At 49.2% G+C, this 25,156-nt stretch carries 27 protein-coding genes and 1 rRNA gene; 21 read left to right on the top strand and 7 right to left on the bottom strand.

From position 1 onward, the window contains the following. Positions 1-105: 105 nt before the first annotated feature. The 5 genes from add to K0T92_RS00120 all read left to right on the top strand — a co-directional run bounded on the left by add (position 106) and on the right by K0T92_RS00120 (position 3,764). Entirely contained in the window at positions 106-1,173 is a 1,068-nt protein-coding gene (gene add, locus K0T92_RS00140) for an adenosine deaminase (protein ID WP_219870399.1), read from the top strand. Positions 1,174-1,192: 19 nt separating this feature from the next. Beyond that, positions 1,193-2,509 (top strand): deoxyguanosinetriphosphate triphosphohydrolase family protein, encoded by a 1,317-nt coding sequence (locus tag K0T92_RS00135; RefSeq protein ID WP_219871138.1) that lies wholly within the window; start codon positions 1,193-1,195, stop codon positions 2,507-2,509. A 148-nt stretch (positions 2,510-2,657) separates the two neighbouring features. After that, on the top strand, positions 2,658-3,002 hold the full coding sequence (locus tag K0T92_RS00130) for a metal-sensitive transcriptional regulator (protein WP_219870398.1): 345 nt from the start codon (positions 2,658-2,660) through the stop codon (positions 3,000-3,002). An 18-nt stretch (positions 3,003-3,020) separates the two neighbouring features. Beyond that, positions 3,021-3,221 (top strand): copper ion binding protein, encoded by a 201-nt coding sequence (locus K0T92_RS00125; RefSeq protein WP_219870397.1) that lies wholly within the window; start codon positions 3,021-3,023, stop codon positions 3,219-3,221. 114 nt (positions 3,222-3,335) lie between these two features. Then, positions 3,336-3,764 (top strand): GNAT family N-acetyltransferase, encoded by a 429-nt coding sequence (locus K0T92_RS00120; RefSeq protein WP_219870396.1) that lies wholly within the window; start codon positions 3,336-3,338, stop codon positions 3,762-3,764. Positions 3,765-3,876: 112 nt separating this feature from the next. Here K0T92_RS00120 and K0T92_RS00115 read toward each other — a convergent pair whose 3' ends face one another. Both K0T92_RS00115 and K0T92_RS00110 read right to left on the bottom strand, forming a co-directional pair. Beyond that, a complete protein-coding gene (locus K0T92_RS00115; protein WP_219870395.1) occupies positions 3,877-4,512 on the bottom strand; it encodes a nitroreductase family protein in 636 nt (211 codons plus the stop codon). A 25-nt stretch (positions 4,513-4,537) separates the two neighbouring features. Beyond that, entirely contained in the window at positions 4,538-4,963 is a 426-nt protein-coding gene (locus K0T92_RS00110; protein WP_219870394.1) for a MarR family winged helix-turn-helix transcriptional regulator, read from the bottom strand. 258 nt (positions 4,964-5,221) lie between these two features. On the opposite strand from K0T92_RS00110, the gene K0T92_RS00105 reads away from it, so the two are divergent. Then, positions 5,222-6,238 carry an SDR family oxidoreductase gene (locus tag K0T92_RS00105; RefSeq protein ID WP_219870393.1) on the top strand — a complete coding sequence of 339 codons (1,017 nt, stop codon included), beginning with the start codon at positions 5,222-5,224 and terminating at the stop codon, positions 6,236-6,238. A gap of 143 nt (positions 6,239-6,381) precedes the next feature. Here K0T92_RS00105 and K0T92_RS00100 read toward each other — a convergent pair whose 3' ends face one another. Continuing rightward, positions 6,382-7,452: an LLM class flavin-dependent oxidoreductase gene (locus K0T92_RS00100; RefSeq protein ID WP_219870392.1), complete on the bottom strand. Its 1,071-nt coding sequence runs from the start codon at positions 7,450-7,452 to the stop codon at positions 6,382-6,384. Between the two features lie 170 nt (positions 7,453-7,622). On the opposite strand from K0T92_RS00100, the gene K0T92_RS00095 reads away from it, so the two are divergent. Together K0T92_RS00095 and K0T92_RS00090 are read left to right on the top strand one after the other, a co-directional pair. Beyond that, positions 7,623-7,964 carry a zinc ribbon domain-containing protein YjdM gene (locus K0T92_RS00095; protein WP_219870391.1) on the top strand — a complete coding sequence of 114 codons (342 nt, stop codon included), beginning with the start codon at positions 7,623-7,625 and terminating at the stop codon, positions 7,962-7,964. An 18-nt stretch (positions 7,965-7,982) separates the two neighbouring features. Then, positions 7,983-8,693: an AAA family ATPase gene (locus K0T92_RS00090; protein WP_219870390.1), complete on the top strand. Its 711-nt coding sequence runs from the start codon at positions 7,983-7,985 to the stop codon at positions 8,691-8,693. Between the two features lie 539 nt (positions 8,694-9,232). On the opposite strand, the gene K0T92_RS00085 is transcribed toward K0T92_RS00090, so the two are convergent. Beyond that, positions 9,233-10,009 carry a hypothetical protein gene (locus tag K0T92_RS00085; RefSeq protein WP_219870389.1) on the bottom strand — a complete coding sequence of 259 codons (777 nt, stop codon included), beginning with the start codon at positions 10,007-10,009 and terminating at the stop codon, positions 9,233-9,235. A gap of 49 nt (positions 10,010-10,058) precedes the next feature. Continuing rightward, positions 10,059-11,819: an alpha-glycosidase gene (locus K0T92_RS00080; protein WP_219870388.1), complete on the bottom strand. Its 1,761-nt coding sequence runs from the start codon at positions 11,817-11,819 to the stop codon at positions 10,059-10,061. 231 nt (positions 11,820-12,050) lie between these two features. Between K0T92_RS00080 and K0T92_RS00075 the strand changes: the two genes are divergently transcribed. The 3 genes from K0T92_RS00075 (at position 12,051) to K0T92_RS00065 (ending at position 15,291) form a co-directional block, all read left to right on the top strand. Next, positions 12,051-12,791, top strand: coding sequence for a MerR family transcriptional regulator (locus K0T92_RS00075; protein ID WP_219870387.1), 741 nt, complete (start codon positions 12,051-12,053; stop codon positions 12,789-12,791). A gap of 283 nt (positions 12,792-13,074) precedes the next feature. Then, positions 13,075-13,965 carry a MarR family transcriptional regulator gene (locus tag K0T92_RS00070; RefSeq protein ID WP_219870386.1) on the top strand — a complete coding sequence of 297 codons (891 nt, stop codon included), beginning with the start codon at positions 13,075-13,077 and terminating at the stop codon, positions 13,963-13,965. Positions 13,966-14,106: 141 nt separating this feature from the next. Beyond that, entirely contained in the window at positions 14,107-15,291 is a 1,185-nt protein-coding gene (locus tag K0T92_RS00065) for a peptidylprolyl isomerase (RefSeq protein WP_219870385.1), read from the top strand. A 96-nt stretch (positions 15,292-15,387) separates the two neighbouring features. Here the strand turns inward: K0T92_RS00065 and K0T92_RS00060 are convergent, their stop codons facing one another. Continuing rightward, a complete protein-coding gene (locus tag K0T92_RS00060) occupies positions 15,388-16,116 on the bottom strand; it encodes a metal-dependent hydrolase (protein WP_343223601.1) in 729 nt (242 codons plus the stop codon). Between the two features lie 84 nt (positions 16,117-16,200). On the opposite strand from K0T92_RS00060, the gene K0T92_RS00055 reads away from it, so the two are divergent. The 6 genes from K0T92_RS00055 (at position 16,201) to K0T92_RS00030 (ending at position 21,142) form a co-directional block, all read left to right on the top strand. Then, positions 16,201-16,392, top strand: coding sequence for a hypothetical protein (locus tag K0T92_RS00055; protein WP_219870384.1), 192 nt, complete (start codon positions 16,201-16,203; stop codon positions 16,390-16,392). Positions 16,393-16,430: 38 nt separating this feature from the next. Continuing rightward, on the top strand, positions 16,431-17,408 hold the full coding sequence (gene msrB, locus K0T92_RS00050; RefSeq protein WP_219870383.1) for a peptide-methionine (R)-S-oxide reductase MsrB: 978 nt from the start codon (positions 16,431-16,433) through the stop codon (positions 17,406-17,408). A 234-nt stretch (positions 17,409-17,642) separates the two neighbouring features. Next, positions 17,643-18,101: a hypothetical protein gene (locus tag K0T92_RS00045; protein WP_219870382.1), complete on the top strand. Its 459-nt coding sequence runs from the start codon at positions 17,643-17,645 to the stop codon at positions 18,099-18,101. A gap of 182 nt (positions 18,102-18,283) precedes the next feature. Next, a complete protein-coding gene (locus K0T92_RS00040; RefSeq protein WP_219870381.1) occupies positions 18,284-20,233 on the top strand; it encodes an ATP-dependent DNA helicase in 1,950 nt (649 codons plus the stop codon). 29 nt (positions 20,234-20,262) lie between these two features. After that, positions 20,263-20,874: a DUF3990 domain-containing protein gene (locus K0T92_RS00035; protein WP_219870380.1), complete on the top strand. Its 612-nt coding sequence runs from the start codon at positions 20,263-20,265 to the stop codon at positions 20,872-20,874. Next, the gene (locus K0T92_RS00030) at positions 20,843-21,142 is read left to right on the top strand and encodes a hypothetical protein (protein ID WP_219870379.1); all 300 of its coding nucleotides are present in this window, start codon (positions 20,843-20,845) and stop codon (positions 21,140-21,142) included. The genes K0T92_RS00035 and K0T92_RS00030 overlap by 32 nt, the downstream gene beginning before the upstream one ends. Positions 21,143-21,289: 147 nt before the next feature. Here the strand turns inward: K0T92_RS00030 and K0T92_RS00025 are convergent, their stop codons facing one another. Then, positions 21,290-21,592, bottom strand: a complete 303-nt coding sequence (locus tag K0T92_RS00025) for a hypothetical protein (RefSeq protein ID WP_219870378.1) — start codon at positions 21,590-21,592, stop codon at positions 21,290-21,292. Between the two features lie 124 nt (positions 21,593-21,716). Between K0T92_RS00025 and K0T92_RS00020 the strand changes: the two genes are divergently transcribed. The 4 genes from K0T92_RS00020 to K0T92_RS00005 form a co-directional block, all read left to right on the top strand. Continuing rightward, positions 21,717-22,664 carry an alpha/beta hydrolase gene (locus tag K0T92_RS00020; RefSeq protein WP_219870377.1) on the top strand — a complete coding sequence of 316 codons (948 nt, stop codon included), beginning with the start codon at positions 21,717-21,719 and terminating at the stop codon, positions 22,662-22,664. Between the two features lie 193 nt (positions 22,665-22,857). Further along, the gene (locus tag K0T92_RS00015) at positions 22,858-23,790 is read left to right on the top strand and encodes a manganese-dependent inorganic pyrophosphatase (protein ID WP_219870376.1); all 933 of its coding nucleotides are present in this window, start codon (positions 22,858-22,860) and stop codon (positions 23,788-23,790) included. A gap of 178 nt (positions 23,791-23,968) precedes the next feature. Then, positions 23,969-24,295, top strand: coding sequence for a hypothetical protein (locus tag K0T92_RS00010; protein WP_219870375.1), 327 nt, complete (start codon positions 23,969-23,971; stop codon positions 24,293-24,295). A 532-nt stretch (positions 24,296-24,827) separates the two neighbouring features. Further along, positions 24,828-25,156: ribosomal RNA gene (locus tag K0T92_RS00005) — 16S ribosomal RNA — on the top strand; the annotation flags it as partial.

Genomic DNA, 25,156 nt, shown 5'->3' with positions numbered 1-25,156 from the left:
ATTCTTGAGAAGCCTACAGATGATCGGAATGCCTGTCATCATCATGATCCGCGAGTTCGGGGTCTACTCGCACAGCAGCGGGGAATATGAGGGGGATGAACATTAATGACAGGAAGTTTGCCGATGGAGCTGTTCATAAGCCGCATGCCCAAGGTTGATCTGCACGTCCACCTGGATGGGAGTGTGAAGCCCGAGACGGTGCTGGAGCTTGCTGCCGCTCAAGGACGGCAGCTGCCGGCTGGCGATGTGCAAGGCTTGCTGCCGTATATGCAGGTGGAGGAGCAATGCGAGAGCTTAAAGCAGTATTTGAGCAAATTCGATTTTGTGCTCCAGTTTCTGCAGACTGCTGAAGCGTTGGAGCGTACAGCGTTCGAGGTTGTGGAGCAAGCAGCGCGGCATAATTGCAAATATGTAGAGGTGCGGTTCGCTCCACAGCTGCATCGACAGGGCGGGCTTACGGTAGATGATACGATCCGCCATGTTATTGCCGGGCTGAAGCGCGGCGAGGAAGCGTTCGGAATAGGCGCAAGAGCAATTGCGATCTGCATGCGTCATGATTCTTTGCCGAATAACAGCGTGGTGATCGAGGCGGCGGCGCGGTTTCTCGATCAAGGGCTGGTCGCTGTTGATCTCGCAGGCGATGAAGCGGGATTTCCCGCTGCCGGGTTTCATGAATTGTTCGGGATCGCAAGGCAGAGAGGCATTCCAGTTACGATACATGCCGGGGAGGCGGCCGGACCGGACAATATCTATGAAGCTATTGTGCATCTGGGCGCCACACGCATCGGCCATGGCATTACGCTGAGGGATGATCCCGCTGTATTGGAGCTCGTCAAGGAGCGTCAGATCGTATTGGAAATGTGCCCTGTAAGCAATATCCAGACCAAGGCGGTGCCTGACTGGGCCTCCTATCCGGTTCGTGAATATTACGATCAGGGGCTTGCGATTACAATCCATACGGACAACATGACGGTATCGGGTACGAACCTGACGAAGGAATATGAGATTGTTGCGGACCGATTCGGCTTCACGGCAGTTGAACTCGCAGCAATCGTGATGAATGGAGTGAATGCGGCGTTTCTGCCGGATGAGCAGAAGCAGTCGCTCAGGGAAGCGGTAGGCAATGAATTCCGCGCTTTAGGGCTTGAGATGAAGCTGGGGAATCGAGGATAGCTGACGAGGAGGGCTGATGATGAATGTACGAAAGATGCGGTTGTTCGATACCGAGAATATTCTCTCCAGCGAGGATCGCGATGAGTACGAGAAGGATTATGCGCGGCTGATTCAGTCGCCGGGCTTTCGCCGGATGCAGGGCAAATCACAGGTGTTCGGCGCAGGAACGGGCGATTATTACCGGACCCGTCTTACCCACTCGCTGGAGGTGTCGCAGATTGCGCGCGAGCTGGCCAGGCGGCTGGGGAAGAAGTATCCGTTTCTGGCGAAGAAGGAGCATCCCGGCCTTGTCATGGAGCCGGAGGTGGTAGAATGCGCCGCGCTTGCGCATGATCTGGGCCATCCTCCCTTTGGCCATAAGGGTGAAGAGGTGCTCAATGAGCTGCTCACAACTGAATTTGGCCTGCCCTACGAAGGGAATGCCCAGAATTACCGTATCCTTATGTTTCTGGAGAAGCGGGCTGGCAGCGGAAGCGGGCTTGATCTGACAGCCGCTGTTCTGCTTGGCATTAACAAATATCCCTTCAGCCTTGCTGAACCAGGCAGGCTCAAGGGGGTCTATCCCAAGGAATGGGAGGGCATTCAGTCTTTGCGCCAAGCGTGGGGGATGCCTGAGGGCTGTGCGACGCTGGAGGCGCAATTAATGGATCTGAGCGATGACATCGCCTACTCGACGCATGATATTGAGGATGGGATTCGTGCCGGAAAAATTCTGATGAACCGAAGCTTCTTCGAGGATGACAGGCTGGTACAGCATCTCATCCAAGAGATTGTGGAGGATCAGGGCAATTCAGCGGTCGGATGGGATCAGATCGATATGACGGCAATGGTTCGGAATGTGCTGGATCATTACCTGGAGCAATGGGAGACAATCTATGCGGAGTGTGAACGCGAAGCGTCACGCGCGCGCCGGGAAATGAAAGCGCGCTGGGTCAGCAGATTCGCCAATCAGGTCGGTATTATTGACGATCCCGCTACCGGCTGGAAACGTGTAACCTTCGTACGTGACGGGCAGGAGGATCTGGAGCTGCTGCGCACGATGGAAATTGTGAAGAAGCTTGCATGGGTGACGCTTATTAAAGATTTTCGGGTATTGCGTCTGCAGAAGCGCAGTGAAATCATCATTACGCGAATGTGGGAAAGCTTCAAGCACTACGAGACAGGCAGGCTCATTATTCCGCCGGACTGGCTGGAGAGCTATGAGCAGCACAAGGAGAACTGGTCATGGCCGCGGCTTGTTGCGGATTATATTGCAGGCATGACGGATGCTTACGCTGAGAAGGTATACGCAGAATTGTTCGCAGGACGGACCGGTTCCATCTACGAACGCGATTGATAGAGAGAAGGAGAGGGTCATGGAACGAACGTGAAATCATCTGTTTCACCGCTCTATGGCCCATTCCGCTTGATTCGAAAGACGAGGAATCAATTGTTGACATACCCTCAGGGGGTATAGTATATTTAATTCATAAAGAGGTGATCTTATGACAGAAGGAAATGGAACAACGATTCCTCATGCAAGCGATCATGAATGCTGCTCAACCGAAGGCGAGCGCAAGAGCCATCATTCGGATAAAATGAAAGGCAATCTGGTATCGCGCCTGAACCGGATCGAAGGCCAGATTCGGGGCGTTAAAGGGATGATCGAGCGGGATACTTATTGCGACGATGTACTGAATCAAATTGCAGCCATTCAATCCGCATTGAATGGTGTGGGCAAGCTTTTGCTGGAAGGCCATATGAAGAGCTGTGTCATTGAGCGCATCCAGGCTGGAGAGTCGGAAGTTATCGATGAATTGCTCATTACAGTTAACAAATTGATGAAGTAAGAAAGGGAGGCTACTACTATGCAAGAAGCAACGCTGCAAGTGAAAGGCATGTCCTGCCAGCATTGTGTCAACTCTGTCGAAGGCTCGCTTAAGGAAATCGGTGCTGCAGGCAAAGTCAATTTAGCTGCGGGTACTGTGGAGGTTCAATTCGATGAGAGCAAGCTGACGCTCGGAGCCATTAAGGAAGCGATTGAAGAGCAGGGCTATGATGTCGCTTAGGCGCCAGATAAGAGATTGATGAACCAAACCAGCAGGGAGAGTGCACGGGCCTGGGAGCCGCGACTCTCCTTTTATTCATGTACAGATTCGATCATTAGTTGAAGGAGAATGGCGATGATTAGAGAAGCGGAGATCCGTGACCGGGCAAGAATCGAGGAGCTGTACCGGATTCTTATCCCCGATGCGGATGACATTAACGTGCTGGAGGAACGGATTGAACAAATTAAGCGGGATTCCAACAATTTTTTGTACGTAGCAGAGATCGACGGGAGAGTGGAGGGGACCGTGCTGCTCAGCATTTGCCTGGATGCGATGTTCGGGAACAGGCCTTATGCCGTAGCGGAAAATATAATCGTGGATCCAGCGTCCAGAGGCAAGGGCGTGGGCAAAGATCTGATCACTTGCGCCGTAAGCCAATGCAAAAAGCTGGGTTGCAGAGAAGTTCTGTTGATGAGCAACCTGAGAAGGACAGAAGCGCATCTGTTTTTTGAGCGGCAAGGATTTTCCCCTGTGGCAAAAGGATTTAAGAAATATCTCGATTGACCGTTGCAGAAAAAGGCTGCCTCCGGGTAACACCTCGCGAGTTAGTCCGAATAAGGAAAAGACGCCTCCAAAACCACTATATGTGGAGATGGAAGCGTCAGCGGCAGAGCGCTTATTTCCAAAAGGAGACTTTATTAACTGGAAGACGAACGGATTTGTAGCCAGTTACCGCTGCTTTACCGATGGAAATCAGCATAACTGGAATGTAACGCTCTTTATCTAAACCAAACGCTTCAACCAGCTTATCTTTCTCAAAGCCGCCTATTGCATTTGTATCATAACCATGAGCACGCGCGACAAGCATAAGCTGCATGGACACGAGCCCGCCATCGATGAGCACGGTATCTTTCATGTTCTCAGGTGAAAGGGCATTGTAGTAATTTGTAAGGGCGGCCATTTGTTTCTCTTTCACTTCTTGTGTCATATAACCAAGCTCAACAGCTCTTCCGTATATTTCTTCGGCATTGTCGAAATTATTCATATCGCCTAATACCGCAATAACTGCTGCTGAGGTTTCCACTTGGGATTGATTGAACCGGGCGAGAGGTGCCAAGGTGGCTTTTCCTTCAGGGCTATCGATTACGATAAAACGCCATGGCTGCATATTTGTTGATGAAGGAGCCAGGGTGGCTTCTGTTAGTATTTCGGACATTTCTTCACGAGTAATTTTGACAGTGGGGTCATAAGTCCGGATGGAACGGCGTTCAGTTACAATATTAGTAAAATCATTATTGATCGTTGTATTCATTGGTAATTCCCCTTTACATTGGAATTTAATAGCCGATATTATTCAGCATGCGTTTGAGCATGTTACAAAGAGCATCACGCTCTTGCTCGTTGAAATCTTTGAGCATCCTTGTAATAAATTGTGTTTTCTCTTCCCTTAAGGAAATAATTTCTTTACGGCCATGATCTGTGAGACAGACAAGCGTCACCCTGTTATCTGTTGGATTCATTCGTCTTCCCACCATCCCGCTGAGCTCAAGCTGCTTTAAATGACGAGTCACAGCGGCATTGTCGATATCAACCTTTTTTTGCAGAGTGGTTTGACTGATCTCGTCAACCTGATACAGCTCATACAAAAGGCGCAGCTTCGAGGGACTAATACCCATGCACTTTTCAAATTTGAGACCGAGCTGTTTGTTGAGATTGATCAACTGTTCAAATATATTGGATTCTTCTGCTAATGGATGAGTCAAGGCCAGCCTCCTGTAAACATGACGACATAATATTTGATAGGTCAATTATTGATATGTCAATCATTATAAAGGGATATAATCAAATGTCAAGTCCATGACTGCTGCTATTGATTGTTCTCAGCGAATCTAATGGGCGGCTCCTAAATTCAGGGCAGGGTATCCTGTTATCCTTGTCGAATCAGTAATGTGACACAGCTATCGCATAATGACAGGACATATGGCGCAGCCCTATTGTCCAACTACTAACGGAGGTGGGTTATGAAGGCGCTATTTATTGGAGGTACGGGTACGATCAGCTCTGCGATTACGAAGCAATTGCTGGAAGCGGGATGCGAGCTTTATATTCTGAATAGAGGAACACGTAACGAAACACTGCCAGCGGGCGCAAACCTGATACAAGCGGATATTCATGATGAAACGCGTGTCGCTCAGCTTATCGAAGGTTTGGCGTTCGATGTTGTGGCTGATTTCATAGCGTTTGAACCGGCACAATTGGAGAGAGATTATCGCTTGTTCAACGGGAAGACGAAACAATTTATGTTTATTAGCTCTGCTTCCGCCTATCAAACGCCCCTGTCGGATTACCGCATCACGGAAGGGACGCCTTTGTCCAATCCGCATTGGGCGTATTCCAGAAACAAGATTGCCTGTGAAGAGTATCTGATCAAACAGTATCGCGAGCAGGGGTTCCCGATTACGATTGTAAGGCCGAGCCATACTTATGACGAACGTTCCATTCCGCTCGGAGTGCATGGAAGCAACGGGTCATGGCAGGTCGCCAGGCGCATGCTGGAAAACAAGCCCGTGATCATTCATGGTGACGGCACTTCACTGTGGACGATGACGCATAATAGTGATTTTGCCAAAGGCTTTATTGGTCTAATGGGCAATATTCACGCGATTGGCGAGTCTGTCCATATTACGTCCGATGAGACGGTGACCTGGAATCAAATTTACGAAATAATTGCGGATGTCCTTGGTGTGAAGCTTAAGGCTGTCCATATTTCATCCGAATTTCTGGCTGCGTGCAGCGAGCAGGATTTCAGAGGCGGATTACTGGGCGACAAGGCTAATTCCGTCGTATTCGATAATGCAAAGTTGAAAAGACTGGTTCCCGGATTTGTTGCTACGGTGCGGCTTGACCAGGGGATCAGAGGGACGATTCAACATATACTGGCCCACCCCGAGCTTCAAAGGGAGGATGAGGAATTCGATGCGTGGTGTGACAAGGTTATTCATGCGCTGGATGCGGCTTTAATCGCGGTCAAGGCGTAGGCAGGCCATACGATTCAGACCAGCATGGCAAAGAAGTGTGCGAACGATGACGGTCCGCACACTTCTTTGTGATACAATAAAGAGCCGCGCCATGCTAGAAGGCAGAAGCTTGTGCGGGTACGCTGATGCCGCTACTGTTGAAGCTATTCCGCTGCTTCGATGCGGGCCAGCTCTTGCCGTACAATTGGCGCAACCTTGCTGCCGAGCAGCTCGATGGCGCGCATCACTTCACGATGGGGCATCGTGCCGACGTTGACATGGAGGAAGAACCGGGTAACGCCTAGATTTTTGCGCAGCAGAATGATTTTTTCCGCGACATATTCGGGATCTCCGACGTAGAGGGCACCGCTTAGACTGCGTGCGGCATCATAATTGTCGCGGCTGTATGCCGGCCATCCCCGCTCACGCCCGATGACGTTCATCTGGGCTTGTGTGGACGGGAAGAACAGATCAGCAGCCTGCTCGGTTGTTTCTCCGACAAACCCATGCGAATGGGTCGCAATCTGCAGCGTATCGGGGTTATGCCCGGCCTGTGCTGCCGCCTTCTTATAGAGGGCGACCAGCGGCGCGAACCTCTCTGGCATTCCGCCGATGATGGCGAAGGCGATTGGGAGGCCCAGCATTCCGGCACGGACAGCCGATTGCGGATTCCCGCCGCTGGCGATCCATACCGGCAGCGGACTCTGGACCGAACGGGGATAGACGCCAAGATTATTAATGGCGGGACGATGACCGCCGCGCCAAGTGACCTTCTCCGATGCTCGGATTGCAAGGAGCAGCTCTAGCTTTTCTTCGAATAACTCGTCATAGTCATCCAGGTTATATCCGAATAGCGGAAAGGATTCAATAAACGAACCTCTGCCCGCCATAATCTCGGCCCGGCCATTAGAGATCGCGTCAAGGGTAGAGAAAGCCTGGTACACACGAACCGGGTCATCCGAGGACAGCACGGTAACGGCGCTTGTCAGCCTAATCCGCTTGGTCATGGCTGCTGCAGCCGCAAGCACAACAGCAGGCGAGGTGCCTGCATAATCGGCCCGATGATGTTCGCCGATGCCATAGACGTCCAGGCCGACCTGATCGGCCAGCACGATCTCCTCCACTGCATTGCGCAGCCGCTCGGCGTGGTTCATGGCCGCTCCGGTCACTGGATCCGGTGTAGCTTCCAAAAATGTACTGATTCCAATTTCCATGTTGATTGCTTGCTCTGACATTTTGATTCTCCCCCTTCATACGTATAGTTTACTCATTTTTTTATGGTTTCTCAAATTTAGTAAGCTGATTGGCAGGGGATCGGCGTAACAATGGAGGCATTGCTTGGTTAAATGCAAGGGAAGGCATGTTACAATAGAACATAAATCCAATGAATGGAGGACATGAGATCATGTCGAATTTGCCAAATTGTCCACAATGCAAGTCTGAATATACATACGAGGACGGCAGTCTATTCGTTTGCCCGGAATGCGCTCACGAATGGGCTTTAGGGGAAGATGCCGGGGATCGCGACGATAAGAAGATTGTTAAGGATGCCAATGGAAACATTTTGAACGACGGTGATTCTGTATCTGTTATCAAGGATCTGAAGGTAAAGGGCAGCTCCTCCGTCATCAAAATAGGCACAAAAGTAAAAAATATACGGTTGATTGATGAAGATCATGATATTGATTGCAAAATTGACGGTTTTGGAGCGATGAAGCTCAAGTCCGAATTTGTGAAAAAAATATAAGGGTTCAAGGAGAAATCGATGTACCTGCAATCGTTAACTGTTCTGAAGGAGAAGCTGGGCAATGCTGAGCAATATCCGTTTTCTTTGCCGCTTCTACAAAATATGAGTACCGTCCATTTCACGGGCAATGTCACATTTTTCGTTGGTGAGAATGGTTCCGGGAAATCTACGTTGCTGGAAGCGATAGCTTATCAGTGCGGCTTCAATACAGCAGGTGGAGGCAGGAATAATGCTCATTACGTCGAATCCTCCGAGGCCTCGTTGGGCGATTATGTGCGATTATCCTGGATGCCGAAAGTAACGGCAGGATTTTTTTTGAGGGCGGAATCGTTCTATGCGTTTGCAACCCACATTGATCAAATTGAGGGGACTGATTCATATGGAGGCCGTTCGCTGCATAGCCAGTCCCATGGCGAATCCTTTCTACGCCTGTTTCAGCACAGGTTTAAAAGCAAAGGGATCTACTTGCTGGATGAGCCGGAAGCAGCATTGTCGCCATCAAGGCAGCTGTCCCTGCTCAGGATTATCAAGGATCTTTCCGCGCATGCTCAGTTCATCATTGCCACTCATTCGCCGATTCTGATGGGTTATCCGGATGCTCAAATTATTAATTTCGACAGCAGCCCGATTGTAGAAATTGCGTACGAGGATACTGATCATTATCAGATCACCCGAAGATTCCTGGAGAACCCGAGCCGCATGCTGAAGCATTTGTTTGAGGATGAATAGCAAGATCGGGACTTGTAATGCCAGTATTGCCGGTCCCGAACTCGCATTTGTTACAGCAGGCACAGGCTCATGCCGCCGTATGAATGACCCATCCGCCAAATTGCAAAAGCGCCAAAGGTAAGAGAGAGCAAGGAGACGGGAAAAGGTGCTTTGTCAGCTTGTTTGCTGGTCATACGTTGTGCAGATTCCATGATGTCAATGTCAACCTTTCTGATGCAGATGATAGTGCTGTTGAGGTCGGAGACTTCATCCTGGCAGGTCAGGTAATGAAGAACTCCTGCGTAAGCGCAGGATTTTCAGTTAGAATACACTTTATCGGTAGAATAGATGCGATTGTGCAGGAATTATGAGGCAGATTCGGCGATAGGGACAAAATGCGGCGAAAAGCCTGCTCTTTGGCAGGCATCAAACCTTCAGTAAGTCGGAACGGCAAAAAAGCCTGCTCTATCGCAGGCTTTCTCGCCGTTTATGGAGTCACCCCCCCTCGGCAGGGGGCCCCCAACAGTCCGGGGCGCCGTAACGAGGGCGTCCCTTTTTTGTTACTTTATCAATGAGTTGGCAAGCTTGCGAATTTCAGCGCTCATTCTCTCATTGACCGGGAAAATCTCCTCCAAGTAATCCAATATATAAATGGCAGATTGGGGTACTTTGTCGTAACCTTGGACCATTTGACCGAGCCGCTCCGCCAGTCGGGGAAATCTTTTCTCGACCCTTCTGTCATTGCCGAAAGGATCGGGATAATAGTCCACTTCCGGTTCCAATAAATGAACAACCGAGATGATACTGTCTACTGCGTAGCCTTGAACAAATTTGGTTGCGGTCAGCTTCTCGCCTCTGGCGTATCTTCCTAACCCGACATATAAATTAGTCAACGCTTCGTTGAGGGGGAAGGCCAGAGATGCTCCCTTTAGCTTGGGATAGCCGATTTTCGGTTTTGCGATGCTGTCATTATTATAACCGGGAGCCTTCCATACAATTCTTCCCTCTGAGTAGCCCGCTGCATCCATATCGGCTTCATCAAAGATGGCATACTCGCCATAGATGCCATCTTCGAACAAGATTTTGCACCCGACATCAGAGTTTTTGAAAGCATATGCGAGCGGATAGGTGTCCTCCAGCCAGTCCAATTGATCAATAAATCGATTCTTGGCGCCGGGCTTCACGATCACGAAGAAATCAAGATCGGAATACTCATCCAGGCGCCCGAGTTCAATTCCTACGGAGCCGAGCCCCAGTAGCATGAGAGCATCGCCTTTCTGTTCAAGAACATCCCCGATTGCATTAAGTCTTTGAAGCAGCAGTTCTGTTTTTAGCATATAGAGTCTCCTCGTGAATACAGCAATCATGAAGGAACGGTTGCTGTTACTAGTTGTCTCCGTTTACTTGCGCATGGAGTATAGCATAGCCGAATGGCGGAAGCTGCAGCTTCAACTGCCCTTGCGGTGTCACCACAGGCGCTTCTGACAATACACCTGTCCATGAATCTCTCGAAACAGTCGTTCGAAGGGTCGCAGCAGTATCAGAATTATTGATAAGAATAATGAAGTGATCCTGTTCATCACGGCGTTCGTAGATCAAGCTGGTGTCACTTTCTTGATCCTGAAGGAAAGTAACCGATCCAGTTCTCAGTGCCGCATACTTGTGACGCAGTGCGATGAGCCGCTGGAAAAATGCGAGCAATTCACGATCCTGTTTCTTCGGATCCCACTCCATACATTTGCGGTTGCCAGGATCATATCCGCCGTCGATACCGATTTCATCTCCATAATAAATGCAGGGAACACCCGAGAAGGTGAGCTGGAATAGCGATGTCAGCTTGAAGCGCTCCTTGTTGCCGTTGCATTGTGTGAGCAGTCTGAATGTATCATGGCTTCCAAGCAAATTAAAGGCTACTTCATTGGCTTGCTTAGGATAGCTGACAAGCTGTGCACTGAGCCGGCTGGTGAATTGTCCTGCACTAATGGCGCTGCGGGCGAAGAAGTCGATACACGCATTCGTGAAAGGATAATTCATGACGGCATCGAATTGGTCGCCAAGCAGCCAAGGGAGCGAGTCATGCATAACTTCACCAAGCAGATAGGCTTCCGGATTTACCGCTTTCACCGTCTTGCGGAACTCTCGCCAGAAGGCATGGTCGACCTCGTTCGCGACATCCAGTCTCCATCCATCGATTCCAACTTCCTCGATCCAATATTTTGCCACTTTAAGCAGATATGCAATGACTTCCGGATTTTCTGTATTCAACTTTGGCATGATCGGCTCATAGCCGAACGTGTCATAGGTAGCCACACCATCCTTTACTGTAAGCGGCCATTCCCGTACGTGGAACCAATCCGCATACTGTGAGTCAGGACCATTCTCAAGTACATCAACGAATGGCGGAAACGCATGGCCGCTATGGTTGAACACTGCATCAAGCAGCACGCGGATGCCCTTTTCGTGACAAGCCTGTACGAGCTCCTTCAATGTTTCATTCGTACCGAATTGCGGATCAACCTTCAAATAATCACTAGTATCGTATTTGTGGTTCTTAGTTGCCTCAAAAACGGGATTGAAATAGATCGCATTGACGCCAAGCGAAGTCAGATGGTCAAGATGATCCATAACGCCCTTCAAGTCTCCGCCGAAGTAGTTTGTGGGAGTTGGCGTTCCGCCCCATGGCTCTGTTCCTTCCGGATTGAGGCTGGGATCGCCATTCGCGAAGCGCTCAGGGAAGATTTGGTAGAACACGGCATCCTTAACCCAGGCTGGCGGCTTCAGCACATCGACTGCATTAATGAAAGGAAAGTCAAAACAACCTTCATAGATGTATGGCGGTGGCTCATCAAAAATGCCTTTCTCCAGCACATACGCCGATGTCTCTCCGTCATGCAGGGCAAAATAATAGACCGTTCTGCGATATTTCGGTCGCACGGCTGCTTCCCAGTAGTCGAACAAGGCATCGGAGGCAAAACGAACCATAGCAGCGACAGCGTTTGTATCTTCTCCGCCATACTTGTCGCCGGAGTGAAGATCAATCGCAGTGATGTCGTTTTTCTTCGTACGAATGCGGATATGCAGGGTTCGATCGTCATAAGCATAGGACCAGCTGGATTTTGCACGGTGATAGACAGCTTCTAAATTCATATTAGCATCATTCTCCCCTTTTTACGGATAATGCAAAAAGGTTCAACCCCACCCGTTTGTGAGGTTGAACCCGAAGGTTGCATTGCCCTTTAATTAATAATGCCAAGATAACACGGTATCAATATTCGCGTCAAGAAGAATTTTGTCGATTTTTGCAATTTAATTTTATGATTGACTCTCACGTTACGTGATATTTTATAGTTAGCATTGAAAGGAGGCAATGAAGATTGCATGAAAGTAAAAGAGGTTGCGGATTTGGTCGGTATTAGTGTGCGCACACTACACCACTATGATGAAATTGGATTATTGACGCCAGAGGAGACAACGGAATCCGGATACCGGCTGTACTCTGACAATAATCTTGAGCTGCTGCAGCAAATTTTATTTTTCAGAGAACTTGACCTTCCTTTAAAGCAAATCAAAGCAATCATCAATGACGAATCATTCAACCGTCAGGAAGCGCTTGTCATGCATCGAAAGCTGCTGCTGGAGAAACGGAGCCGGCTCGACAAGATGATTGCAACCCTTGATAAGACTCTGCAGTATACGAAAGGAGAAATTACAATGACGAATAAAGAGAAATTCGAAGGCTTTGACTTCAGCCGCAACCCTTATGAGCAGGAAGCTCGTGAACGATGGGGAGACGAAGCGGTCGATCGTGCAAACGCGAAAGTAGCGGGCATGTCCAAAGACCAGCAGCAGGCGATGTCGGAGGAAATGACGGCAATCTATACGTTGCTCGCTTCCCTTCGCCATACGCCGCCGCAATCCCAGGAAGCGCAGGCCGCGATTGGCAAGTGGTACGATATGCTGAATCGAATGGGCAGTTATTCACTGGAGGCATTCAAAGGCCTCGGGCAAATGTATGTGGATGATGTACGCTTCACCCGGAATATTGATCAATTTGGCGAAGGATTGGCGGTTTTCATGCGTGATGCAATGGGCGCCTACGCCGACCAGAACAGCCAATAATAATGTACCATAAAGGGTAAGAGAGCATTTTCTCTCGTTCGAATGGATCGGGCTGGTTTAGTGGAATTGCATGGGTTAATTATACAAGCGTGGAAGAATGTTTCGCCCAGCAAGCTAACTAACAGCTATAATGCTCTGAACCCTTAGAGGCCAGGGCGTTCTGAAGCGCTGCTGTACGATTATGTGAGAATAATGAATATTTCATGAGAGACATTTAATAACTGTGACACCCCTTATTCCTGTACGATATGCGAAAGCTATTGAGAAGGGGTGATTGACGATAATGATTACGAAACGATGTCTGTTCTGCGATCAAATCGTACCGGTCAATAGTATCGGAGATTATGATCGTTATGAGGGCTGCTACTGTGCGCCGGGAAGCTCCTATAACCTGAGAAATGACAGCTATATCCACTATAATTCGTTGTCCTACCAGAATAAACGCCAGATGTTCCCGATTCTATCGGCCTATATCCGGGAGCTGACAGATCTTGATGAGAGAGTCATGATCACGTTCGAGGATTTGGAGGGCATCCTGAATAGTCCTGCCATACCGACGACAATCGAAGAGAAGTCTCAGCGATTGCTGCAATATCTATTTAAGCGCTCACGCGGGCCGCTTGAGCCGGTTGTCATTCATCAGCTGTCCCAAAGCTATAATCTCACTTATTCGCCGAACCTGCAGGAGCTTATCTACATTATAGAGAAGCTGAGGGAAGAGGAATATGTCGAAAGAGTAGGAGCAACCTTCAAGCTGACCGAGTCAGGCTGGAAGGAGGCTTCCATGATTGCCGGCGGCAAACGGCTGCAGCCCTGTGTCGTTATTGTGGCTGACGATGAGCAGTGGCGTCAGGAGTGGTCGGAGAAGGTGGTGCCGATGATCGAGCAATGCGGCTATACGGTACGAATGGCGGATAATCCGCAAAATGATGCAGAGGGTGATGGGATTATGCAGCTTATTGCCGAGAGCAAGCTGATCATTGCGGATTTGACTGGCCAGGATCAGGAGATTTATTTTGCAGCTGGCTATGCGCTAGGGCTGCAAATTCCGCTTCTATGCACGGTCAACAAGAGCGATGCGGAGCAGCTGCCTCTTCATTCCAAAGAAATAAATCCCATCATATGGGGCGGTACCGAGGAGCTGACAGCCATTCTTGAGCAGCGGCTGCGTTGATATTGGCCATATTTAGATTAACATTCCCTCATTTTCGCTATTATTGGCGATAATGAGGGTTTTTTCGCGATAATTCTGCCTAGCAACTCGTGCAAGATATGATATACTGAATGAGATTTGTTATATGAAAGGGGTTACATAATGAAAAAATCAATCAAACCATTCATTATTGGTACAGTAGTAGGATCACTGTTAACCGTGTCTTCGGTTGCCTTCGCCGATAATGGCATACAAGCAATCAAAGCGCTGCTCGACAGAAGTGTCAAGGTTACTGTCAACGGGAGTGCGGCGAAGCTGGACAATCCTGCTATTACCTACGATGGGAAAACATATGTCTATCTCAAGGATGTCAGCAAGCTGCTAGGCGCTCAAGTCAATTGGAACACGAAGACCAAGACAATTGAGCTGAAGGTAGATCCATCTGTGCTGCCATCGAAGCCCCAAGTCATTGCCACCTATAAGGTCAATGCCAAAGAGGCGACAGTAATGGATACGGAATATGCTAAATACAAAACCTTCATGACGGTTGTAAACTCAAGCACATCGCAAATGCTGGAGGATGCAACGTATAAGGAGCAGTTCTTGCGTGAATATGTCGGCTACAAAATATTGTATGCCACCTATGGTTCCAAAGAAATGAGCGCGGAGGACAAGACTGCTTTTGCCGCAGATTTCAATGAGTTCCTGGCACAATTGAAAACTTATCTCGGCCAAAACCCCGATCTGAAGACAAAGCTGGAAAAATCCGGCGTGACAGAGAACGATATGAGGGTCTACTACAAGATGCTGACGCTGGTTCCTAAAGAGATGGAGAATAATGTGACAGCGGATGCGATCAAAGCTGAGTTTATGGCCAAGCAAGCTGACTATAACATTGTTACCGTTCGCCATATTCTCATCGGTACAGAGGCTTTGAGCACGGGCGGTGTTGAACGTACAGATGCTGAAGCGCTGGCACGGGCGAAGGAAGTTAAAAAGCTGCTGGTAGATGGCGGCAATTGGACTGCGCTTGCCAAGGAGTACTCCGAAGATCCGGGCTCCAGCGACAACGGCGGTTTGTACGAGAATCAACAATCGCTTGGATGGGTTACGGAGTTCAAGGATGCTGCGAACACCCAGCCGATCGGTGAGATCGGTGACCCTGTGAAGACGGATTACGGCTATCATGTCATTCAGGTTGAGAAGAGGGAAACGAAGAGCTATGAGAATCTGACCGAACAAGATATTGCGCAGCTGCGATCAGAAATTGCTCAAGCACGCTTTGAAAATTTCATGAGCAACGAGCTGCCTGGTAAGATTACGAAGCTGGATGCGTCCAAGGCGTAAAGCTCATCCATCAAATTGGAATCCACCTGACAATACAGCGCCATGCTGTCTGTCAGGTGGATTTATTTGTGCAATTCTAAATAAGCATTCGTTGGGTCACAGCGGCAGCTTGATGCTTTTCTTATAGAGAGGATACAGCCACTTGACCCCGCTAGGCGTTAAAGTATCTGCAACCAGATGGGATACATAGCCGGCTAACGAGACAATGGTGATGCCTTCCAACTGAAGCTGCTGCTCCAGCCCCCAGCCGATCGCTCCCCAGATCAGTACGGCCCACACCGTATGCGTCATTCCTCGATGGTTCAGCCATGGGACCCAAGCAATGAACAGTCCGAGGCCCATGAGCCAGTTCATGGCGTATGTCAGGCCGACATACAGCAGAATACAGCCGATTGCACTTACAAGCGCATTGCGAATCATCCCTTGCTTTGTTACCATACCAAGTAGAAACACAATAACGGAGATAATCGTATATTCCTTGTAGAACTGCGCCTCCAGGTAATAAATATAAGCGACACCGGCTAATAAGAGCGCGCCTCCCCACAGAAGCAGCTCCCTGATTAGCTTGGACAGCTTGCCAAGCTTGCTGCTTAACATGCTTGTACCGTCGAGATCTGCGCTAAGGGCGGAGAAGCCTGCAACCGTAACATATAGAGCAGCATGCTTCAAGGTGAAGGGATAATAGGCGGCTGCGGCAAGCCCGATAGCGGCGCCAATGGCGAGATGTGTAGTTCCTTTCATAATTCCTCCGTTGATTGATTGGGATCGAATGTATTCATTAGGCAAACGTACGTTCGTTGTAACAGTATACATGAACAGCTCCAATGAAACAACCTCCAAAGGTAAGAAGAGGCTTGCAAGCAGGTGTGATGTATACGATTAATCAAGATCGTGAAATGGGGTTGTTCTATGGCAGAGAGCAGGAGCAGTTGTTCCATCGAACGAACAGCCATCGTAATTTCGGTTGGGCAGAATCATGTGGTGGCAGCAGTCAACGGCAAGAATATAAACATTCCGGCAAGCAAGGTAGTCCCGAGTGTTAAGCCAGATGACCGGATCCAATGGAACGGGAGCCTGTGGACAGTTATTGGTGAAGGATGAACATGCTGCAATTACTAAATACAGGGAGCTGAAGAGAAATGAATGAGAATCGGTCTGAAGAGCCAGTGGAATATGCAACATTCGCCGGAGGGTGCTTCTGGTGCATGGTAACACCGTTTGAAGAGCTTCCTGGCATCATTAGCGTCGTCTCGGGTTATATTGGCGGAGATACGGTTAACCCGACCTATGAAGAAGTATGCACGCATGAAACGGGACATACGGAGGCGGTACAAATTACGTTCAATCCGGAGAAATTCCCTTATGAGAAGCTGCTGGATATTTACTGGAGGCAGATCGATCCTACCGATGAAGGCGGTCAATTCCATGATCGCGGCTCATCCTACAGGACAGCGATCTTCACCTATTCTGAGGAGCAGCAGCGCAAGGCTGAAGCGTCCAAGGCTGCACTGGCGCAAAGCGGCCGGTTCAGCAAGCCGATTGTCACGCCAATTGTTCCGGCAACTGTCTTCTATTCAGCGGAGGATTATCATCAGAACTACCATAAGACGAATCCGCTTCGATACAAAATGTACCGCAAGGGCTCCGGCCGCGATGCCTTTATCGCCAAGCATTGGAATACCGAGCAGGATCGGGAGCAGCTGCGGAGCAAGCTGACGAAGCTGCAATTTGAGGTCACACAGAATAATGCTACAGAGCCGCCCTTCCATAATGAATTTTGGAATCATAAGGAGGAGGGGCTGTACGTCGATATTGTTTCCGGCGAGCCGCTGTTCAGCTCCATGGACAAGTTCGATTCCGGCTGCGGCTGGCCGAGCTTCACAAAGCCGGTTGAAGCGGGCTTGGTTGGTGAAGTGGAGGATTACACGCATAATATGATCCGCACGGAAGTAAGAAGCAGGCTCGGCAATTCCCATTTGGGCCATGTCTTCCCGGACGGTCCGAAGCCTGGCGGGCTTCGTTATTGTATTAACTCCGCTGCACTGCGCTTTATTCCGAAAGCTGAGCTGGAGCAAGAGGGCTATGGCGAATACAGCGGGCTATTCCGCACAGAATGACAGCATAACGGAATGGCACAAACGCCATCTCGACATACAGGGCGCGGATTTTGGCTAATAAGCCAATGAATCCCGCCCATTTTTCATATCTTGAAGGTTTATGTCGTTAATTAACAAGACATTATTCTACACAAGAAAGGGGACTAAGAACTATTAACATAATATGGTTGGAATGACATACTGAGAATAGATGACTGGCCAGCATCTGACAAACCAATACGGAGGGGTATTACGATGAAATCCAAAAAGTTAATTCTATCTGTGTTAGTTGCGGCATGTATGCTGACGGTCTCTCAAACAGCTTTCGCAAGCGGGAATTTCAGTCCTGAGCCCTTCGCGGATTCGATTGACAAGGCAGAGAAATTTGCGGAGCCGCAATTTTTCTCCCATTATATTAATGCCGTTAATGATGTGGATTGGTATTCCTATACGAATACGAGCGGCAAAGACCAATATGTTACCGTGTTCCTCCTGACTCCCAAGAATAATAATAATGATTTGACGGTCTCGTGGGGGAGTGATCCGGATCATCTCAAAGGAACAGCAAATGTGGCGGATCGGGGGACGGATAAGTTCGACAGCTACACCCAAAAGATTCAAAGCGGGGACTCCATCTATTGGAAAGTAGCACCGCATGCGGCAGGCTCCTTCGATAGTAAGGTAAATTATTGGACTTGGTTTCAGGTCAAATAATTAATAGCATTAAGTATGTACATAGGGAGTACGAAACGGCCATCCGGACAAAGCTCTGGATGGTCTTTGCCATGAACAGGCTGTGCGGAAAAAAGGAGGAGGGTTCGGTTTTTTGTTCATTTCGTGATACAATGAATTGTTAAACAACGCAGAATGAACTGCTAATGTGGAGGCAAGACCGAGTGAACAATTATCCATTCTCCTATGATCCGAAACAACCCTTTGTCACACAGGCAAGCGATTGGATCGCAGATGTATTCTACGAGATACTGCCTGAAGCGGGCTTCGAAATTAGAGATGAACAAATTTATATGGCCTTTCAACTGGAACGGGCCTATAGCGAGAAAGCGACCATTTTCGCGGAAGCCGGAGTCGGCACGGGCAAGACACTTGTCTACTTGCTGTATGCGATCAATTATGCGCGCTATACGAGAAAGCCGGCTATTATCGCCTGTGCGGATGAATCGTTGATCGAGCAGCTGGTCAAGCCGGAAGGCGATATTGCCAAGCTTGCCCGTTACTTGGATCTGACGATTGATGCCAGACTAGGCAAGTCTCCTCATCAATATATTTGCTTGAACAAGCTTGACGATGCGCGAGGCTCGTTGGAAGACGGAGATCTCTATCAGGAGATTTATCAGGGACTGCCTGATTTCGTTCATTCGCCCGTCACGATGCAATCGTTCTATCCCTACGGGAATCGCAAAGATTATTCAGATCTGAACGATGAGCAGTGGAACAAAATCGGGTGGGATGTGTTCCAGGATTGCCTCGTTTGCAGCAGGCGCCATCGCTGCGGGCAGACCTTATCACGGGATCATTACCGCAAATCAACGGATCTGATCATCTGTTCCCATGATTTCTATATGGAGCATGTGTGGACCTATGAAGCGAGGAAGCGGGAGGGTCAGCTGCCTTTGCTGCCGGAGCACAGCTCGGTCGTATTTGATGAGGGGCATCTGCTCGAGACCGCTGCACAGAAGGCGCTTACCTATAAGCTGAATCATGCTGTATTCGACGGCATTCTGTCGCGCCTCCTGCAAGGGGAAATTCGCGAGTCGCTCGCGGTTGCTATTGATGAGGCCAGCATGCAGAGCGAGCATCTATTCTCACTGATCGATCAATATAGTGTGCGCATTCCGGCATCGGACCGGAAGGAAATTGTCTGGAACGAGGAGCTGCTGCGCGAGATTGCCCGTTTTCGCGGTATGATTGATGCAATTGAGGAAGAGCTCGTATACGAGAGCGGTGTCTATTCCCTCGATTCCTACCAGCTCAAGATCGTTGAGGAGCATCTGGAGATGATTCAGCTTGCGCTTGGCTTATTCAAGCAGCAGAATCAATTTATCTCTTGGGTAATGGAGGATAAGGAAGGAATCACTCTGGTCATCATGCCCAAATGGGTGAAGCAGGTACTGAAGGAGCAAGTATTCTCGCGGCAAATGCCTGTTGTGTTCTCATCCGCCACACTTTCTGTCAATGGAGATTTTCGCTATATTGCCGACAGCTTGGGAATTGAGAACAGCCTCGATTTCACCGTGCAGTCGCCGTACGATTATGAGAACCAGATGCGTGTGGCGACATCATCCTTGGATAACGATGCAGACTATAGTCAAAAGATCGGGATAGCGGTTCGAATGCTTCAGCAATCGGAGGGCCGCACATTAATTCTATTCCCGTCCAAGGAAGAGCTGAATCTGTTCAAGCAGCATATGGAGCCTCAAGCGGGGCAATTCGCATTTCGTTTTCTATATGAGGGCGATAGTGAGATCAGTCATCTGATCGGCGAGTTTCAGAATGATGAGACAAGCACCCTGGGGGCGGTTACGCTGTGGGAAGGGCTGGACATTCCAGGGCCATCCCTGTCGCATGTGATCGTATGGTCGCTGCCTTTTCCATCCCGTGACCCCGTCTTTGCAGCCAAAAGAAGGGATGCGTCCAACGCCTTCGAAGAGGTGGATATGCCGTATATGCTGCTAAGACTCAGACAGGGAGCAGGGCGGCTGATTCGCACTCGCGGTGATCGCGGGACGATCACGATATTCGGACAAGAGCTGAAGGATGAGAAGGTGCGGGAGAGCGTCATTCAGTCGCTTCCTCAGGGCGTGTCCATTCAACTTATTGATCGCTAGATTATTACTAGATTCGGAGTGTGTGTACGATGGACATTATTACACCACAACGGTTGTATCACGGCACGACAGACAACTTGCTGCCATCCTTCCAGACGAAGCTGCTGAACAGCCAATACTGGCGGCCTGGCCGGGATTTCGGCGAGGGCTTCTATACAACAATTTCTGCTGGACAAGCCAGGAAATGGGCGTACAAGGCGATGCGGGGCTCACTGCAGGGAGCGGTCAGAGCGTGTGTGCTGGAGATCGAACTGCACGCCATTCCCGATCCGTGCCATCCTCTGATCTTCCTGAGCGACTCGCTGGCCTGGGCGGAATTTATTATGCTGCACCGCCTTGTCGAGCGGAAGGGGACGGATCCATGCGACCGTCATCCAGATATTATTATCGGCCCGATGGCGGACAGTGACACTGGTAAAATTATAAAAGAAGCGTTACAATTGAATAAAGATGCACACTGGTTCTACGAGCAAATTACACGAACAATGCGCGGACGGCGACTGGATTCGCTCCTTCTTGGGAATCAGGTTGTGTTCTCTTCCGAGAGTTGGGAATCATCTCTTAAACTCGTTGGGTATAATATCTATATGGGGGGAAGGTGGATCTATCATGACTGCTCAAGTGAGGCTCAATCTTTATGAACGGGGCATAGTTGAAGAGCTCGTGGAACATTTCGGTTACAGTGCTGACGGGGCTCGCCGTCTAGTCGTTCAATATATTGCAGTTATCCGCAAGCTTGGCGGTTATGACAGCTGCCGCGACCATGCGGAGCGTCTTGTTCAGGCGCAGCAATTGAACCTTATGCCGGAAGAATGGCTGGAGCGTATCCGCTCCATAGATCGTGAGGCAGCAGCGGACAAAGGGATTCTTCACCTTGAACATGGCTCCCAATACGCACGCGTATGGTAATATTGACAGCTATAGACATGCAAACAGTATAAGGGGCTATCCTATTGTCATCCTATGAATGACTCGGGATAGCCTTTTATTGTGGCGAGTGTACCTGCTTCGCGGCAGATTGGGGCGAAGACAAGCGGCATCGTTCACAAGCATTCGCTATCTGGACTCCAATTTGGCCGCTTCCTCATAAACGATAAAGGCCAGTTCCTCATTATCGAACATGGACAAGAAGGCTTGCACGACCTCAGCTCCAATCGGATCTGCATCTTCCTTATTGACCGTTAGTGCGATCGCTTGCTGCAGAGCTTCATTGTCAGCCTGCTGCGGATAGGCGCGCGCATACAATTGCTGCGGATCGAGATCATTATTGACGCACCATTGGGCGAAGCAAAGAATCATCGACTGCTCGTCATTCTGATAGCTTTGGATAATAAATTGTTCGAGTTCGTTGCGGTTCATTATCAGTTCTCCTTCATTGTTAGGGGCAATATATGAGCTAATTATACGAAGATAGCCTTAGATCTACAACCGGCAGGAATATCAGGGAGATGCAATTGATAATGGGCGGAGGAGATGTAATGCGATGAAATGCTCACACTACAAGCTGTCTGATGATCATGTATATGTCTACAAATGGGAGCCGGATAATGGGGCTGAGGTGCTCGGCATCATTCAACTGGTGCATGGTTCCTGCGAGCATGCGGGAAGATATGAGCGATTCGCGCAGTTTCTAACCAGCCGGGGCTTTGTAGTATATGCGAGTGATCATCGGGGCCACGGCTTAACGGCAGCAGTGGATGGGGATTTGGGCTATTTTGGAGAGTGGAACGGTTGGAGCCTGATGGTGGATGATTTGCATCAAGTGACGAGGCTGGCCAGGCAAGAGCATCCTCAACTGCAGCTTATTATGCTGGGGCACAGCATGGGTTCCTTTCTTGCAAGACATTATGCGATACGGTACACGGATGAATTGAACGGCTTAATACTCGTCGGAACGGCGCATCATGTGAGAGTGATGCTTCGGGTGGCAAGGTTCATCGCTAATTGGGAAATCCGGGCTTTCGGCATCCGGCATAGAAGCAAACTGCTGAACAGATTGTCATATGAGTCGTTTAATCACCGGTTTCAGCCGTCAAGAACGAAGCAGGATTGGCTGTCGCGCAATGATGCCGAGGTGGATCTGTTCAGGCAGGATGAGCGCTGCGGCTTTGTATTCACAGCTGGCGCCTTCCGCGATATGTTCCATGGCCTCCTCTTCATTACAGATCAGAACAATATCAATGGAACCCGCGCAGATTTGCCGATACTGCTTCTGTCCGGGAAGGATGATCCTGTAGGCTCTTATGGCAAAATGGTCAAGCGGGCTTTCAATTCCTACATAAAAGCAGGCGTGTCGAACGTACAGGTGAAGCTGTATGAAGGGATGCGTCACGAAATTCTGAATGAAATTGATAAGGAAACAGTATACAACGATATTGTTGTCTGGGTTAATGAGGTATTAAGGCAGCGCCCCCTGGCCGTCGAGCGTTAATGGCGGAGAATCCTTCATCATTCTGCCAATATTTCGAGCCTTTTGTCGTATTCTGTACAAAAGGAATAGGAATAAGGTGAATTTCACGCTATAATAGATTGGGAAATCATTTAGGACGGGTTGAGAGTTGATGAGGATATCGGTTTACATAGGAAGCTTTCTCGCCCGCCAATAAACAATTAAGGAGATTAACATGGAAAAGACGCTTATCTTCGGGCATAAAAATCCCGACACAGACACAATCTGTTCAGCAATTGCTTACGCTGCGCTCAAAACCAAACTGGGCTGGAATGTAGAGCCGGTACGTCTGGGCGAAGTGAATGGAGAAACACAATATGCATTGGATCAGTTCAAGGTGGCTGCTCCGCGTCTGGTCGAGACTGTATCGAACGAAGCGAAGGATGTAATATTGGTTGATCATAATGAGCGCCAACAAAGCGCTTCTGACATTGATAAAGTCCGTGTTGTTGAAGTTATCGACCACCACCGTATCGCTAACTTTGAGACAAGCGGTCCATTGTACTATCGTGCAGAGCCTGTCGGTTGCACGGCTACAATTCTGAAGAAGCTCTACAAAGAGAACGGTGTTGAGATCGAGAAAGACATCGCGGGCCTTATGCTGTCTGCGATTATTTCGGACTCCCTCCTGTTCAAATCCCCGACCTGCACGCAAGAAGATGTGGATGCAGCCCGCGAGCTGGCCCAGATTGCTGGCGTGGACGCGGATAGCTATGGTCTGGAAATGCTGAAAGCCGGAGCAGATCTGAGCGACAAAACGATCAGCCAACTGATCTCGCTGGATGCAAAAGAGTTTCAAATGGGCAGCTACAAAGTAGAAATCGCACAAGTGAACGCAGTGGATACGAATGACGTGCTTTCCCGTCAAGCTGAGCTGGAAGATGCATTGAACAGCATTATCGCGGAGAAGAACCTGGACTTGTTCTTGCTCGTTGTAACCGATATTCTGAACAATGATTCGATCGGTTTGGCACTTGGCCGTGTAAGCCAAGCAGTTGAGAAAGCTTACAACGTAACCTTGGCTGACAACAAAGCCGTGCTTAAAGGCGTCGTATCCCGCAAATCACAAATCGTACCGGTGCTGACCGATACGCTAAGCAACTATTAAGATAGACGTTTTATGGATTGCTGGAATCGTCCTTCCCATTGCCTTGTAGCAATGAGAGGGGCGATTCTTTTCTTATGAGGCCGCCTGGGAGATATGGTTAAGATAAGTTGGTTGTGTGTAATAACAAGTACGGCAAGCCGAGGTGCAGGCCGAAACGACAGATTAGGCGGTGAATGACATGACAGTCCATTATCTATTGAACTGCTATAATATTAAGATTCTTGTGAAGCAGGTGGAGGAAGACGGCGGGCAATATAATGTCAACATTCAAAGCGACAACAATCCGCTCAGTTTCGGCAACACGCTGTATTCGGCTACCAGCAAAGAAAAAGCCATCCGGGTGGCAGATCAGCTGTGCACCTTCTACTCCATGGCCAGAATGAACGGCTACCATCTTCAAGGCAAAGCGTTTACGAAGCCGGAGGCGGGCGAGATTCTTGCGGAGGATGTACTGATGAGAGAAAGAACCAGGGATGAATTGCATGCATTATTGGTGCCCTCGTAATGTTACAGCGGAGCAGGAGTAATATGTGCGCTGTCCTAACAGGATGGATGGGGGCCACATCGAATAGAGATGCAGGTGAGTCAAGGCGAGAGCCTTGGCTCTTTTAACCTGGTTAGGCGCATGCTGCACAAGCTTGCGTTTCGGGAGCGCAAGGGTATAGTGAGGGTAGCGGTGCAATAAAAAATGATTTGGAATAAATTACTATTGTACATGAAGGATAATCTATGGTATTCTATATTTCCTGCCACGAAATGATGGCTGGCATGCAGCAGAATACACTCCGTAACGATCCAATGTTATTGAAAAAAGATCTTTACAAGTAACTGCTGAATGTGATAAGATATAATTCCTGTCTCATTGAAATGGATTGTTCTTTGAAAACTGCACAACGAGTGAAATGCCCTTCAGCTCCAAGAGCTGTAGCAAGCAATACAAAGTAATGAGCTAACAAGCTTCTACTAGACGGAGGCCTTCGGGCTGAAGTTATGGAAGGTGTTTCGCCGGAGGCCTTGGCTGAAGCGGAATGACTTCTTTTATGGAGAGTTTGATCCTGGCTCAGGACGAACGCTGGCGGCGTGCCTAATACATGCAAGTCGAGCGGACTTGACGAGAAGCTTGCTTCTCTGATGGTTAGCGGCGGACGGGTGAGTAACACGTAGGCAACCTGCCTGCAAGACCGGGATAACATTCGGAAACGAATGCTAATACCGGATACGCAATTTGGCTGCATGGCCGAATTGGGAAAGACGGAGCAATCTGTCACTTGCAGATGGGCCTGCGGCGCATTAGCTAGTTGGTGGGGTAACGGCTCACCAAGGCGACGATGCGTAGCCGACCTGAGAGGGTGATCGGCCACACTGG

Source organism: Paenibacillus oenotherae (assembly GCF_019443105.1).
GTDB lineage: Bacteria > Bacillota > Bacilli > Paenibacillales > Paenibacillaceae > Paenibacillus_Z > Paenibacillus_Z oenotherae.
Note: the sequence above shows the minus strand (reverse complement) of the source record. Positions and strands in the feature narration are given on the sequence as shown.

Bases quoted from the DNA above. Each gene is read 5' to 3' on its own strand.
- add (WP_219870399.1), top strand. From the start codon at position 106: ATGACAGGAAGTTTGCCGATGGAGCTGTTCATAAGCCGCATGCCCAAG.
- K0T92_RS00135 (WP_219871138.1), top strand. From the start codon at position 1,193: ATGAATGTACGAAAGATGCGGTTGTTCGATACCGAGAATATTCTCTCC.
- K0T92_RS00130 (WP_219870398.1), top strand. From the start codon at position 2,658: ATGACAGAAGGAAATGGAACAACGATTCCTCATGCAAGCGATCATGAA.
- K0T92_RS00125 (WP_219870397.1), top strand. From the start codon at position 3,021: ATGCAAGAAGCAACGCTGCAAGTGAAAGGCATGTCCTGCCAGCATTGT.
- K0T92_RS00120 (WP_219870396.1), top strand. From the start codon at position 3,336: ATGATTAGAGAAGCGGAGATCCGTGACCGGGCAAGAATCGAGGAGCTG.
- K0T92_RS00115 (WP_219870395.1), bottom strand. From the start codon at position 4,512: ATGAATACAACGATCAATAATGATTTTACTAATATTGTAACTGAACGC.
- K0T92_RS00105 (WP_219870393.1), top strand. From the start codon at position 5,222: ATGAAGGCGCTATTTATTGGAGGTACGGGTACGATCAGCTCTGCGATT.
- K0T92_RS00100 (WP_219870392.1), bottom strand. From the start codon at position 7,452: ATGTCAGAGCAAGCAATCAACATGGAAATTGGAATCAGTACATTTTTG.
- K0T92_RS00095 (WP_219870391.1), top strand. From the start codon at position 7,623: ATGTCGAATTTGCCAAATTGTCCACAATGCAAGTCTGAATATACATAC.
- K0T92_RS00090 (WP_219870390.1), top strand. From the start codon at position 7,983: ATGTACCTGCAATCGTTAACTGTTCTGAAGGAGAAGCTGGGCAATGCT.
- K0T92_RS00085 (WP_219870389.1), bottom strand. From the start codon at position 10,009: ATGCTAAAAACAGAACTGCTGCTTCAAAGACTTAATGCAATCGGGGAT.
- K0T92_RS00080 (WP_219870388.1), bottom strand. From the start codon at position 11,819: ATGAATTTAGAAGCTGTCTATCACCGTGCAAAATCCAGCTGGTCCTAT.
- K0T92_RS00075 (WP_219870387.1), top strand. From the start codon at position 12,051: ATGAAAGTAAAAGAGGTTGCGGATTTGGTCGGTATTAGTGTGCGCACA.
- K0T92_RS00070 (WP_219870386.1), top strand. From the start codon at position 13,075: ATGATTACGAAACGATGTCTGTTCTGCGATCAAATCGTACCGGTCAAT.
- K0T92_RS00065 (WP_219870385.1), top strand. From the start codon at position 14,107: ATGAAAAAATCAATCAAACCATTCATTATTGGTACAGTAGTAGGATCA.
- K0T92_RS00055 (WP_219870384.1), top strand. From the start codon at position 16,201: ATGGCAGAGAGCAGGAGCAGTTGTTCCATCGAACGAACAGCCATCGTA.
- msrB (WP_219870383.1), top strand. From the start codon at position 16,431: ATGAATGAGAATCGGTCTGAAGAGCCAGTGGAATATGCAACATTCGCC.
- K0T92_RS00045 (WP_219870382.1), top strand. From the start codon at position 17,643: ATGAAATCCAAAAAGTTAATTCTATCTGTGTTAGTTGCGGCATGTATG.
- K0T92_RS00035 (WP_219870380.1), top strand. From the start codon at position 20,263: ATGGACATTATTACACCACAACGGTTGTATCACGGCACGACAGACAAC.
- K0T92_RS00030 (WP_219870379.1), top strand. From the start codon at position 20,843: ATGACTGCTCAAGTGAGGCTCAATCTTTATGAACGGGGCATAGTTGAA.
- K0T92_RS00025 (WP_219870378.1), bottom strand. From the start codon at position 21,592: ATGAACCGCAACGAACTCGAACAATTTATTATCCAAAGCTATCAGAAT.
- K0T92_RS00020 (WP_219870377.1), top strand. From the start codon at position 21,717: ATGAAATGCTCACACTACAAGCTGTCTGATGATCATGTATATGTCTAC.
- K0T92_RS00015 (WP_219870376.1), top strand. From the start codon at position 22,858: ATGGAAAAGACGCTTATCTTCGGGCATAAAAATCCCGACACAGACACA.
- K0T92_RS00010 (WP_219870375.1), top strand. From the start codon at position 23,969: ATGACAGTCCATTATCTATTGAACTGCTATAATATTAAGATTCTTGTG.